Origin of the sequence: Microbacterium sp. K24 (assembly GCF_004794465.1) — a bacterium.
GTDB lineage: Bacteria > Actinomycetota > Actinomycetes > Actinomycetales > Microbacteriaceae > Microbacterium.
Window position 1 is genome coordinate 19,510 of sequence record NZ_SSDJ01000107.1, and the last position, 12,804, is coordinate 32,313.

Sequence of the window (12,804 nt, forward strand, 5' to 3'; positions counted from 1 at the left end):
AGATCAGAACTCCGCCTTCCAGGCCTCCTGTGCCTTCTTGAGCGCATCGTCGATCGACTGCTGTCCGTCGAACGCGGACTGCAGCTGCTCGCCGAGCTGGCGCATGAGCTCCTCCGCGACAGGGAGACCGGTGAACTCGTTCGCCGGGTAGCCCGCCTGGTAGATCTCGAACGCCTTCTTGAACAGCTCGTCGTCCTCGACGAAGGCCGGCACCGATTCCGAGTTGCCCGGGAAGGCGTTGGCCATGGTCGACAGCTCGGAGTTCGTCTCCTCGCTCATCAGGAACGACACGAGCTTGAACGCGGCGTCCTTGTGCTCGGAGTTCTCGGCGACGCCGATCCCCCACGACGCGTAAGGGATGCCTCGTTCGCCGTCGTAGCCGTCCTCCGCGGGAAGCGCGGAGATCGAGAACTTCAGGTCGGGGTTGGTCTCGCGGATGAGGTTGATGTGCGCGAGCGAGTCGATCATCATGCCCGCGCGACCGTTGGTGAACTCCTCGACCTTGTCCTGCTCCTTCATCGTGAACGATCCGGAGGCGATGACGCCGTCGTCCCAGAGGCCGCCGATGTAGTCGACCGCGGAGGTGACATCGTCGTTCGTCAGGTCGGGCTGACCGTCTTTCAGCATCGATCCGCCCGATGCCCACACCCACGACATCACGTCGTTCTGCACGCCGTTCGGCGTCTCGAGCGACAGCGGGAGCACCCAGCCGGAGACGTCGCCGCCGAGCGCGGAGACCTTGGCCGCGGCATCCGCGAACTCGGTGCGGTTGGTCGGCGGCGCGTCGACGCCGGCCTGGGCCAGCAGATCGTCGTTCGTGAACATCGGGTAGACGAAGTTCACGACCGGGATCATGTAGGTGCTGCCGTCGACCTGGATCTGGCTCGCGAGCTGGCTGTCGTCGTAGTCGTTCTCCTCCATCAGCGCGGTGAGATCAGCGATGACGCCCTGCGAGGCGAAGTCGTTGACCCAGGCGCCGTCGAGACCGACGACGTCGGGCATGGTTCCGGATGCCGCTCCGGCGAAGAGCTGCTCCTTGGTCGAGGCGTACGGTCCGCTGACCAGCTTGACCGTGATGTCGGGGTTCGCCTCCTCGAACTTGTCGATGAGCGCGCGGAACTCGCCGTCGGGCAGCTCCGGTTCCCACCACTGGGCGAACTCGATCGTGACGTCTCCGCCGTCGTCGCCGCCACCATCGCCTGTCGTGCTGGGCGCGCAGCCCGCCACGGCCAGAAGGGTAACCGCTGCGGTCGCGGCGCCGACGATGTTCCGGGTTCGTCTGCGCCCTCGTCCCACTGTGCTCATCACTTCTCCTCTTCGAGATCGTGCCGCATCACGCGCTTCAATGCTTGTTCATGCGGTTTTGAGCCATGTTATGCCGACATCTGCATGGTCGTCAAGGAGGAGTTTGGGGTGTTTTCCGCGTTCAGGCCTGGAATGCCACGTCACGGCGCGGACGGGGACCACCCGCTTGAGTTGCTGTTTTCTGCATGACTATGCCGTGTTCATGCGGCGAATGTGCTAAAGATGAGGGCATGGATGCTTCAGGAACGGCGCGACGCCGACTCCCCGCGGGCAGAAAAGCCGATCTCGCCAGCTACGTCGAGCAGACCGGACAGGTCACCGTCGGCGATCTCGCCGAGCACTTCGGCGTCTCCATCGACACGATCCGCCGCGATCTCGATCAGCTCGATCGCGAGGGCGTGCTCGTGCGCACGCACGGCGGTGCCGTCAGCTCGGCGAGCGGACCGCTGAAGGATCGTGCGCTCGACGTGCGCATGCGGGTGCAGACCGAGGAGAAGGAGCGGATCGCGCGCCTCGCGGCGGGACTTGTCGAAGACGGCTCGGTCATCATGCTCAACGCCGGCACGACGACCCTCGCGGTCGCCCGCGCCCTGCGGAACCACCACGACCTGACGATCGCGACGAACAATCTCCGCATTCCCGGCGAGCTCTCGCCGTCGGCCTTTCGCGACCTGTACGTCTTCGGCGGAGCGGTGCGTTCCATCACGCAGGCGACCACGGGCCCCGTCACCTTCACGATGACGCCGGGAGGGCCCGAGGTCGACATCCGCTGCGATCTGGCGCTGATCGCCGTGGGAGCGATCGACGAGGCAGGGTATTCGACGTCGAACCTCGGCGATGCGGCGATGATGTCCGAGATGATGCAGCGCGCCGAGCGCACGGCCATCCTCGCGGACTCCACCAAGCTCGGGCGCCGCTTCTTCGCGCAGATCGCTCTGCTGGAGCGGGCGGACTACCTGATCACCGACGCTCCCCCGCCGCCGCGCATGGCCGCCGCCCTCGCACAGGCCGACGTGCAGGTGCTCACGCCCTGAGCGCTGCGGGTCCGCCATCCGATCGGTCAGGATTCGAGAAGTGCTCTCTGCGCGGCATCCGTAGCGTCGAGGACATGAACACCATCATCGATTCCGTCACCCTCGACGTCACCGACGTCGAGGCCGCCCAGTCCTTCTACGCAGCCGCCTTCGATCTGGGCGACCGTCTGCGATTCCGCGCATCGGATGCCGCCACATCCGGCTTCCGCGGATACACCCTCTCCCTGGTCGTATCGCAGCCCGGCGACGTGCATGCCCTCGTGAACGCCGCCGCCGCTGCGGGGGCGACTGTGATCAAGCCCGTCTCGAAGTCGCTGTGGGGCGTGGGCGGCACGGTGCAGGCGCCCGATGGGGCGATCTGGAAGATCGCCACCTCCGCCAAGAAGGACACCGCTCCCCCGAGCCGCTCCGTCGACGAGATCATCCTCCTCATCGGCGCCGACGACGTCGTCGCGTCGAAGACCTTCTACACGGAGCGCGGCATCCCCGTCGCGAAGAGCTTCGGTCGCAGCTACGTGCAGTTCGACACGGGGACGAGTCCTATCGGGCTCGGACTGTATCGTCACGCCTCTCTGGCGAAGGATGCCGGCGTGCCCGCTGCCGGCTCCGGCTCGCACCGGCTCACGGTCAACGGCGCGCTCGGAGCAGCGGTCGACCCCGACGGATTCGCCTGGGCACCCGTGGAGGTGTACTCCTGAGCCGTCCGAACAGCGGCAGAGGCCGTCCGGATCTCTCCCGACGGCCTCTGCCCTGTCATCCCACGAGCAGGATCACCACCATCCGGTGAGCAGATCCCACAGCCAGTCGAGGATGTCGCCGATGATGCCGCCGATCCCTCCGGCTCGGTTGACCGTGACCGACGCTGTCGCCTCGTCACCGTCGGCCTGCGAGACCGCGACCGTGTACTTGCCCGGCTGCGTCTTCTTCGGAACCGTCACCGAGGCGGTGAACGAGCCGTCGTCCCCGACCCGGATCGTGCCGACCTCGACGGCCTGTCCCTTCTTCGGGCGCAGCTCGACCGTCACGGTCTCGCCGGGCTCGTAGCCCTCACCCGTGATGGTGAGCTTCTTGCCCGCCGTCACCTTGGAGGAGCCCAGCTCGATCGTGCCCGCGAACTCGGCGGGCTCTTCGTCGGCGATCGTGAACGGCACCTGCACGGTGGTCCCGGTGCTCGCGACGGCGACGGTGAGCTGCTGCTCCCCGAAGACGCCGGACGGCACCGTGAACGTGAGCGTCGCACGCCCGACCTCGTCGGTCGTGTCGACGATCGTGGGGTCGACCGCTCCGGCCGCGAGCTGCGCGCCGCCCAGCGAGAGCGTCACCTCACCCGGAGCCGGCTCTCCCGCGCTGAACGCGAGCGAGGACAGCGACACCGTCACCTGGTCGCCGGCGCTGTAGCCGTCGGCATCCGCCGGGCTGACCGCGACGCCGACCGCACGCTGGGCGTAGTCGGGGGTCGCGGTCTTGTTGGCGTCGAACCAGTCGACCATCGACTGCAGGTCGATCTTGCCCGTGTCGCGCTTGCCCGTGCCCTCCTTGAACGTGAGGAAGTTGTCTCCCCCCGCGGCGAGGAACGAGTTCGCGGCGACGTTGTAGCTCGCTGCGGGATCGATCGGCGTGCCGTCGAGAGTGATCGACGTGATCCGCGAACCCTGCGCACCGGCCGGGTCGTAGGTGTACACGAGCCCTTCGGAGACGCCGAGCTTCAGGAACGGACGCGCCGAACCCGCAGGCTGCCACTGCTCCTCGAGCACGCCCTTGAGCTGAGCACCCGTGAGCGTCAGCGTCACCAGCGTGTTGGCGAACGGCTGGACCGTCGCCGCCTCGCGGTAGGTGACGTTGCCGTTCGGATCGGATGCTCCGGTCGAGGCGTACGCGAGGTTCGCCCGGATTCCGCCCGGGTTCATCAGCGCGATGTCGGCACCGGTCGACCACTTCTGCACGTCGGCCACGAAGTTGCCGATGGTGGACTCGCCCCCGCGGTTCTCCGACCCGTTCGTCTGTCGTGCGCGGTTGAAGTCGGCCGTGATGTCGCCGACCTTGACCGCACCCAGCACGTCAGCCTCGGCCTTCGCCTGGGCGACGATGGCAGCGACCTCGGGATCCGCCGGGTACAGCGGAGCTCCCGCAGCGGTGAGGGGCTTGATCTCGTTGGTAATCGAGAGCAGCTCCTTCGTCTCGGGGTCGACCTGGAGGTTCATCAGACCCAGGTTCTCGCCGTACTGACCCGCCGACACGACCGGGCGGCCGTCGATGACGTGGTTGTAGGCGAGGTGCGTGTGCGCCGACACGATCGCGTCCACGTCGTCGTCGACGCCGTAGACGATCTCGCCGAGAGGCGAGTCCTCCGTGATGCTGGAGAGCTCTGTGCTCGACGCGCCCTCGTGCACCAGCAGGATGACGACGTCCGCCTCGCCGTTGGACTCGTCGCCGTCGCGCAGGTCATCGGCCACCGCGTTCACGGAGTCGACGATGCTGCGCACCTCGAGGTCCGCGATGCCTTCCGGCGACACGAGCGAGTCGAGGTCCTCGGTGACGGCGCCGACGAAGCCGACCTTGACGCCGTCGAGCTCCTTCACCCAGGCCGGTGCGAGCGCAGGCTCGCCGGTCTCGGTGACGAACACGTTCGACGAGATGTACTCCCAGTCCGCGCGGTCCTGCACGCGGTCGCGCAGGTCTTCCCAGCCCTGGTCGAACTCGTGGTTGCCCGCGGCGCTGACATCGAGACCGGCCGCGTTGAGAGCGTCGATGGTCGGGTTGTCGTCGTTGATGAACGAGGTGAACGTCGACGCGCCGATCAGGTCGCCGGCTCCGGCGAAGATCGTGTTCGGGTTCTCCGCACGGAACTGATTGACGGCGCCCGTCAGGACGGCCGCACCGGCTGCCGCACCGTCGGCTTCGATCCGACCGTGGAAGTCGTTGACCGTGACGACGTCGATGCTCACCGGCGGGATCTCCGAGGAGACGCCGACGATGATCGGGTCGTGGTCGCTGGAGCGGTAGGGCGTGCCCGCCTCGGAGGCGCCGAACGCGTAGCCGCGGTCGCTCCACTCCGGCGAGTTGATCCCCCACACCCCGGCACCGGTGATGGATGCGGCCAGCGACGGAGACGCGATCACGTGGTCGAGCGAGCCGAGCTCGCCGTCGAACGTGTACGTGTACTGTCCGGCAGCCTTGTCGGCGACGAGATCGCTCCAGCCGTTCGAGGTGAAGACGTCGATCGGGTCTTCCTTGCCGTAGGCGTTGAAGTCGCCGATCAGCAGCATGTCGCTGCTTCCGGTGGTCTCCTCGAGCTCGGCGGTGAAGGCCAGCACCGCGTTCGCCTGCGCGACGCGGTCGGCGTTGAAGAAGCCCTGGCCGTCGGCCGGCTCGGCACCGGCACCCGAGGGCGGCGACTTGGACTTGAAGTGGTTCGCGACCACCGTGACGACGCGGCCGTCGATGTCGAACGCCTGGGCGATCGGCTCGCGAGCGTTGCCCCAGACGGTCTCATCCGAGATCGTCGCGCTGTCGCCGACGGTCGAGACGGCGTCCTTCTTGTAGATGATCGCGTTCGTGATGTAGTCGGTCGTGGCCGCGTCGTTCAGGGCGTCCGGCGTGGGCACGTAGTCCCACACGTCGCTGCCGGCATCCTCGTTGAGACCTGCGACGAGGTCCTCGAGAGCCGAGTCGATCGGCTTGCCGAGCTTCACCGAGTTCTCGATCTCCATGAGCGAGACGATCTCGGCATCCAGTCCGTTGATCGCGGAGACGATCTTCGACTTCTGGATCGCGAACTCCTCGGCCGTCTCCGCTCCCCGGGCGTCGGGGTTCTCGGACGTCAGGGTCGTGAAGTAGTTGTACACGTTGAACGACGCGACCTGGGCGTCTCCGCCGACCTCGGGGGCCGACTCGGTGCGCGGGTTCGTCGCCTCGAAACCGACCTTGAGGTCTGCCGGGGAGGCGTCGTCGATCGGCACGACCGGCTGCAGCCGCCAGTCGTCGAAGCCCCACTGGAGCACGTAGCCGTTGTCGCCGAAGTCGACGGTGTCGCCGTTGCGGACGACCGTCTCCTCGGTGAAGTACGGCTGGTCGCCGGGGTGGCCGTTGTTGCTCACCTGGATCGACCAGCCGTCGTCGAGCAGCACGCGGTTAGCGCGGTTCGCCGCGGTGATGGCGGCAGCGGCGTCGCCGGGACGTGTGGTCTCGGTGCTCTTGACGTTGAGGTCCGATCCGGCGTTGAGCCAGAGCGTGCCGAAGTTGAAGAGCTGGTGGCTGGAGGCCAGGCGGTAGGTGCCCTCCGGAGCGACGTACATGTTCTCGTACTGCTCGCGGTCCGCCCCGCGCACGGTGTCGGGGAGCGGCGTGACGGCGGGGACGCCCGCGCCGACGGCGAGAACCTCGACGTCTGCGACGGCGGCGGGGTTGACCTGCGTCTGGCCGAAGTACTCGCTGACCGAGCCGGTCACCGAGACGAGGTCGCCGATGGCGAGTGTCGGGGCCAGCGCGTTGAGGAAGACGAAGACGCCGTCGGACGCGCCCGGTGTCGCGTCGGATGCACCGCCGGAGCCCTGCGTCTGGATGACGATGCCCTTGTAGCCGCCGGTGCGGTAGTCGGCGGTGACGACGCCTTCGACGGTGACCGTCTGACCGCTCAGCGGCGAGATGTCGGTCGTGCCCTGGACCTCGGCGATCGTGGCCGCGGTCGGCTCGGGATCGGGGTCCGGATCCGGATCAGGACCGGTACCGCCGGTGCCCTGCGGGGTGATGGTCGCGGAGAGCGTGAAGTCGGCGCTGTTGACGTCAGTGTCGACGCCACTCGTGCGGTTCAGCGACTTGACGTCGGTGTTCCCTGCCGGCGCCGTGGCGGCAGACGTCTCGAACGTGTTGGAGGTGCCGTAGCCGAGCACGTCGATCACACCGTCGACGCCCGCGACCGAGCCGGGCGTGAGCGTGACGGCGGCGGTGCCCTCGACGAGCGCGAGGGTGCCGGTGGTTCCGCTCGGCGTCAGCGTGCTGACGACGTCGGGGGCCGGAAGCTCGGCGCCGTTCGCGCCGTTGCTGTTGCCCTGCACCAGGTAGTAGCCGCCCGCGGGGATGACGCCGGTGAGGGGTGCCACGCCGTTCGACGCGCCGGTGCCGGTCGCCGACCGGTACTGCAGCGACATGCCGTCGAGGGTGATCGGGGCGGACGTCGGGTTGTACAGCTCGACGAACTTGTTCTTGAACGCGGCTCCCGCGCTTCCGCCGGAGAGGTACGCCTCGTTGATCACCACCCCCGTTCCGGCAGGATCCGCGAACGCGGGCACGGCGGTCAGCGAGCCGAAGCCCAGCGCTGCCACACAGGTCACGGCGAGAGCGCCGACGCGCCCCCTGTTTCTACGGTGCGCGACGGGAGCCATGCGGTTCCCGTCCTCTGGAGCGGACATCATCGGTGCGGTCTCCTCGGTCGGTGGTGCGACATCTCTCATGAATCTGTCACGGCGCGTACCGGGAACTCCCAGCCCGCACACATGTGAGCGAGCATACGGAGCGGTTCGGACATCCTCAATGGAGTTTTCCGATTGGTCACCCAGCGCTCACCGGACGTCCGCGACGACCCCCGACGAAGGTCCATATGCCGGCATTCCGGTGCGCACGTGCGCGGGCGAAGACGCGCAGATGCGCGCGTGATCAGGCGGTTTCCGCGCCCTGCGCGTCGTCGAACTCCTCGACCTCACGCTCCCAGGCGTCCTTCGCGAGGCGGTACCACAGATAGAACGCGAAGCCGGCGAAGATCGCCCACTCGACCGCATAGAAGATGTTCAGCCAGTTGACCGGGGACTGCTCCTCGGGGGCCGGTGAGGAGATGTCGACGAGACCGGCGATCGCGGTCGTCGACGCGAGGTACGGACGGTACACGTCGAGCTGCTCGGTGTCGTGCCAGCGGCTGAGGAGCGCCGCCGTCGACATCCGGTCCATCTGCTCGGGGTCCGTGCGCGGCGGAACCGATGGCCCCTCGTCCGAGATCACCCGGCCGCTGATCCGCACCTCGGCATCAGCGGCGTCGGCGTCGAGCTGCGCGACCGCGGCATCCGCCGACTTCCGGTCGGGCGCCCAGCCGATCGCGACCGCGATCGAGGTGCGCTCCGCCACGCGCAGCTGACCCGTGACCCAGTAGCCCTCGACGTCGTCGTTGAAGCGACTCGACACGATGAGGAAGTCGCCCTCGACCCAGGTCCCCGATGCCTCGACCCGCTGACCGACGAGGGGTTCGGGGAGGTACTCGCCGGGTTCCACGACCTCGGCGAGAGGGCGCACCTGCTCGGTCGCTCCTGCCGGCGGCGGATCCGTCTCGATCGCGCGCTCGAGCTGCCACTGCCCGAGCCATGCGAACACGCCGGCGACGACCAGGCACAGCAGCAGCATCCCGATCCACCGTCCCCGGAGCATCACCTCGCGGAGGGTCGGCGGGAACAGTGCGGGAGTGGTCACGGTGACGCGCGGGACCTCAGGCCTCGTACGGAGCGAGGACGACCTCGACCCGCTGGAACTCCTTGAGGTCGGAGTATCCGGTCGTCGCCATCGACTTGCGCAGCGCGCCGATGAGGTTCGCGGTGCCGTCGGCGACGGGCGCGGGGCCGTAGAGGATCTCCTCGAGCGTGCCGATGCCGCCGACCTCGACGCGACGGCCGCGCGGCAGCTTCGGGTGGTGCGCCTCGGGACCCCAGTGGAATCCGCGACCGGGCGCATCGGTGGCGCGGGCCAGCGCGACGCCGAGCATGACGGCATCCGCTCCCATCGCCAGCGCCTTGACGATGTCGCCGGACGTGCCGACGCCTCCGTCGGCGATGACGTGCACGTAGCGTCCGCCGGACTCGTCGAGGTAGTCGCGACGTGCAGCGGCGACGTCGGAGACCGCGGTCGCCATCGGCGCGTGGATGCCGAGGGTGGCGCGCGTCGTCGACGCCGCTCCCCCGCCGAAGCCGACGAGCACACCGGCGGCGCCTGTGCGCATGAGGTGCAGGGCGGCGGTGTAGGTGGCTGCGCCGCCGACGATCACCGGCACGTCGAGGTCGTAGATGAACTTCTTGAGGTTCAGGGGCTCGTCGACGCTCGACACGTGCTCGGCCGAGACCGTAGTGCCGCGGATGACGAACAGGTCGACGCCGGCGGCGGCGACCGTGTCGTAGTGCTCCTGCGTGCGCTGCGGGGTGAGCGAACCGGCAACGGTGACGCCCGCCTCGCGGATCTCGGCGAGACGGCGCGTGATGAGCTCGGGCTTGATCGGCTCGGAGTACAGCTGCTGCATGCGCACCGTCGCGTCGGCGTCGGCGAGGCCGGCGATCTCGGCCAGCAGCGGCTCGGGATCTTCGTAGCGCGTCCACAGGCCTTCGAGGTCGAGCACGCCGAGTCCGCCGAGCTGCCCGAGCATGATCGCGGTCTGCGGGCTCACCACCGAGTCCATCGGCGCTCCCAGCACGGGGATGTCGAACCCGAAGGCGTCGATCGTCCACGCCGTCGAGACGTCCTCGGGATTGCGGGTGCGGCGGGAGGGCACCACCGCGATGTCGTCGAACGTGTACGCGCGGCGCGCGCGCTTTCCTCGGCCGAGCTCGATCTCCATGGTCACCCGTCCAGCCTACCCGGCGCCCGGACGAGCCTGCGGCTGGGAGACTGGAACCGACCACAGGAGGAGCGCATGACCAGGGATCCGGCGGACGTCGTCGTCGTGGGCGGCGGGGTCATGGGATTGGCGACGGCGTGGGAGCTGACGCGGCGCGGCATCCGTCCGCTCGTTCTCGAGCGCTTCGCCCGCGGGCACCGCGAGGGGGCCTCGCACGGCGCGACGCGCAACTTCAACAACGCGTACGACGAAGAGCACTATCTCGACCTGCTCGTGCGGTCCCGCGAGGGGTGGGACGCGCTCGGTCGTGTCGGCGGCGAACCGCTGGTGCGCCTGCACGGGCTGGTCACGCACGGCGACGTCGACATCGCGTCGGTGCGCGCGCGCCTGGTCGAGCGGGGAATCGCCGCGGAGGTCCTGACCGCCGCGGACGCCGCCGTCCGCTGGCCGGGCATGCGATTCGACGACGACGTGCTCTGGTCGGCGGATGCCGGCGTCGTGCGGGCGGCCGACGCGCTGGTCGAGCTCGAACGGCGCATCGTCGCCGGCGGAGGCGAGGTCCGCTGGAGCACGCCGGTCGCCCACATCGGCGAGGACTCGGCCGGCATCATCCTCGATCTCGCCGACGGCGGCCGACGGCGGGCCGACACCCTCGTCGTCACGGCCGGCGCGTGGACCGCGAAGCTCCTCGGCCGACTCGGACTCCCCCGGCTCACGGTCACCGAGGAGACGCCCGCGCACTTCACCCCGCGGACGGATGGCGCCTGGCCCTCGTTCAACCACTACATCGATCCTGCGGCGTACCCCGGGACGGTGTACGGCATGCCGACACCGGGCGAGGGCGTGAAGGTGGGCTTCCACCGCGTCGGCGGCGAGGTCGACCCGGACGCGCGCCCGCACCGCGCGACCCACCAGGCGGCGCTGGCCGCGTACGTGCGCGAGTGGATGCCGGGCCTCGACGCGGCATCCGCCGTGCCGATCAGCTGCACCTACACCTCGACAGACGACGGCACCTTCGTGCTCGACCGCCGCGGACGGATCGTGGTCGGCGCCGGTTTCTCGGGTCACGGCTTCAAGTTCGCGACCGGGATCGGGGCGGTCCTCGCGGATCTCGCCCTCGACCCCGGCGCGCGCGCCGCAGAGGCCTTCCGGCTGCGCTGACGCTCAGCGGGCGCGCAGGACTCGCCGCTCATCCCACACCGGCACGTCGGACTCGTAGACCTCGGCGTCCGTGCCGAACACGAGGAACCGATCGAACGACCGCGCGAACCAGCGGTCGTGCGTGACCGCCAGCACCGTCCCCTCGAACCGAGCGAGCGCGTTCTCGAGGGCCTCGGCCGATTCCAGGTCGAGGTTGTCGGTCGGCTCGTCGAGCAGAAGCAGCGTCGCCCCGGAGAGCTCCAGCAGCAGCACCTGGAACCGGGCCTGCTGTCCGCCGGAGAGCGACTCGAACGTCTGCTGCGCCTGACGGACGAGGCCGTAGCGGTCGAGGGCCGAGCTCGCGGCATCCCGCGGCATCCCGGCACGTCGATCGTCTCCGCGATGCAGGATCTCGAGCAGCGTGCGCCCGACGAACTCCGGGTGCGCGTGCGTCTGCGCGAAGAGTCCGGGCACGACCCGGGCGCCCAACGTCACCGCACCCGTGTGGGGCACCTCTGTCAGCTGCTCCCCGGTGGACGTGACATGCCCGAGCGTCGCGTCGGGGTCGCTGCCCCCGCGGGCCAGCAGCCGAAGGAAATGCGACTTGCCCGATCCGTTCGAGCCGAGCACCCCGACCCGGTCGCCGTACCAGACCTCGGCATCGAAAGGCCTCATCAACCCGGTGAGCTCGAGCGCGGATGCCACCACGGCCCGCTTGCCGGTGCGGGCGCCCCGCAGGCGCATGTCGAAGTCCTGGCTCGGCGGGCGCTCCTCGGGCGGACCGGCCTCCTCGAACTTTCGGAGCCGGGTCTGGGCCGCCTGATACCGCGACGCGAAGCCGTCGTTCGCGGACGCCTTGACCTTGAGGTTCGCGACGAGGGTGCGCAGCTTCTCGTGCTGCTCGTCCCAGCGCCGACGCAGCTCGTCGAGCCGGTCCATCCGGTCGGTGCGCGCCTGGTGATAGGTCGCGAACCCGCCGCCGTGCACCCACGCGGTGGATCCGGCGCCGCCCGGCTCGAGCGTGATGAGCCGGTCGGCGGCGCGCGCCAGGAGCTCACGGTCATGCGATACGAGCAGCACCGTCTTCGGCGTCTGCCGCAGCTGCTCCTCGAGCCAGCGCTTGGTCGGAACGTCGAGGTAGTTGTCCGGCTCGTCGAGCAGGAGCACCTCGTCGGGTCCGCGCAGCAGCGCCTCCAGCGCCAGCCGCTTCTGCTCGCCGCCGGACAGGGTGGTGAGTTCGCGATACCGGGCACGCTCGTAGGGCACGCCGAGGGCCGCGACCGTGCACTGATCCCAGACGGTCTCGTGCTCGTAGCCGCCGGCATCCGCGTACTCCGCGATGGCCGAGGCGTACGCCATCTGCGTGTCGTGCTCGTCGCGTTCGATCAGCGCGTTCTCGGCGGCTTCGAGAGCATCGGCGGCCGAGCGGATGCGCGCGGGGGCGACCCGCACCAGGAGCTGGTGCACCGTCTCCCCCGCCTCGCCGTGGCCGACGAACTGGTCCATGACGCCGAGACCGCCGTCGATCGTCACCACCCCGTCGTCGGCGGCCTGGTCGCCGCGGATGATGCGCAGCAGCGTCGTCTTGCCGGCGCCGTTCGGTCCGATCAGCGCGCTCGTCGAGCCCGCGCCCACCCTGAATGTCGCTTCGTCGAGAAGCGGTCTGCCGTCGGGGAGCGTCAGCGACACTCCGGAGACATCGATGTAGCCCACTGTTCGAGGCCGTCCTTCCGCCCGCGA

8 protein-coding genes are annotated in these 12,804 nt (G+C 69.2%); 3 read left to right on the forward strand and 5 right to left on the reverse strand.

Going from position 1 to position 12,804, the window contains the following annotated elements; translation table 11 throughout:
• Nucleotides 1-3 precede the first annotated feature (3 nt).
• On the reverse strand, nt 4-1,305 hold the full coding sequence (locus DW306_RS10000; RefSeq protein WP_136055454.1) for a sugar ABC transporter substrate-binding protein: 1,302 nt from the start codon (nt 1,303-1,305) through the stop codon (nt 4-6).
• Nucleotides 1,306-1,535: 230 nt separating this feature from the next.
• Between DW306_RS10000 and DW306_RS10005 the strand changes: the two genes are divergently transcribed.
• Complete coding sequence (locus DW306_RS10005; protein WP_136055455.1) at nt 1,536-2,339, forward strand: DeoR/GlpR family DNA-binding transcription regulator; 804 nt, start codon at nt 1,536-1,538, stop codon at nt 2,337-2,339.
• Between the two features lie 74 nt (nt 2,340-2,413).
• Nucleotides 2,414-3,037, forward strand: coding sequence for a glyoxalase (locus tag DW306_RS10010; protein WP_136055456.1), 624 nt, complete (start codon nt 2,414-2,416; stop codon nt 3,035-3,037).
• A gap of 72 nt (nt 3,038-3,109) precedes the next feature.
• On the opposite strand, the gene DW306_RS10015 is transcribed toward DW306_RS10010, so the two are convergent.
• The 3 genes from DW306_RS10015 to DW306_RS10025 all read right to left on the reverse strand — a co-directional run bounded on the left by DW306_RS10015 (nt 3,110) and on the right by DW306_RS10025 (nt 9,924).
• Nucleotides 3,110-7,750 carry an ExeM/NucH family extracellular endonuclease gene (locus DW306_RS10015; protein ID WP_136055457.1) on the reverse strand — a complete coding sequence of 1,547 codons (4,641 nt, stop codon included), beginning with the start codon at nt 7,748-7,750 and terminating at the stop codon, nt 3,110-3,112.
• 241 nt (nt 7,751-7,991) lie between these two features.
• Complete coding sequence (locus DW306_RS10020; RefSeq protein ID WP_136055521.1) at nt 7,992-8,750, reverse strand: SURF1 family cytochrome oxidase biogenesis protein; 759 nt, start codon at nt 8,748-8,750, stop codon at nt 7,992-7,994.
• Between the two features lie 58 nt (nt 8,751-8,808).
• On the reverse strand, nt 8,809-9,924 hold the full coding sequence (locus DW306_RS10025; protein WP_136055522.1) for a GuaB3 family IMP dehydrogenase-related protein: 1,116 nt from the start codon (nt 9,922-9,924) through the stop codon (nt 8,809-8,811).
• Nucleotides 9,925-9,999: 75 nt separating this feature from the next.
• Between DW306_RS10025 and DW306_RS10030 the strand changes: the two genes are divergently transcribed.
• Nucleotides 10,000-11,085 carry an FAD-dependent oxidoreductase gene (locus DW306_RS10030; RefSeq protein ID WP_136055458.1) on the forward strand — a complete coding sequence of 362 codons (1,086 nt, stop codon included), beginning with the start codon at nt 10,000-10,002 and terminating at the stop codon, nt 11,083-11,085.
• Between the two features lie 3 nt (nt 11,086-11,088).
• Here the strand turns inward: DW306_RS10030 and DW306_RS10035 are convergent, their stop codons facing one another.
• Nucleotides 11,089-12,777, reverse strand: coding sequence for an ATP-binding cassette domain-containing protein (locus DW306_RS10035; RefSeq protein ID WP_136055459.1), 1,689 nt, complete (start codon nt 12,775-12,777; stop codon nt 11,089-11,091).
• Nucleotides 12,778-12,804 lie beyond the last annotated feature (27 nt).

Bases quoted from the DNA above. Each gene is read 5' to 3' on its own strand.
- DW306_RS10000 (WP_136055454.1), bottom strand. From the start codon at position 1,305: ATGAGCACAGTGGGACGAGGGCGCAGACGAACCCGGAACATCGTCGGC.
- DW306_RS10005 (WP_136055455.1), top strand. From the start codon at position 1,536: ATGGATGCTTCAGGAACGGCGCGACGCCGACTCCCCGCGGGCAGAAAA.
- DW306_RS10010 (WP_136055456.1), top strand. From the start codon at position 2,414: ATGAACACCATCATCGATTCCGTCACCCTCGACGTCACCGACGTCGAG.
- DW306_RS10015 (WP_136055457.1), bottom strand. From the start codon at position 7,750: ATGATGTCCGCTCCAGAGGACGGGAACCGCATGGCTCCCGTCGCGCAC.
- DW306_RS10020 (WP_136055521.1), bottom strand. From the start codon at position 8,750: ATGCTCCGGGGACGGTGGATCGGGATGCTGCTGCTGTGCCTGGTCGTC.
- DW306_RS10025 (WP_136055522.1), bottom strand. From the start codon at position 9,924: ATGGAGATCGAGCTCGGCCGAGGAAAGCGCGCGCGCCGCGCGTACACG.
- DW306_RS10030 (WP_136055458.1), top strand. From the start codon at position 10,000: ATGACCAGGGATCCGGCGGACGTCGTCGTCGTGGGCGGCGGGGTCATG.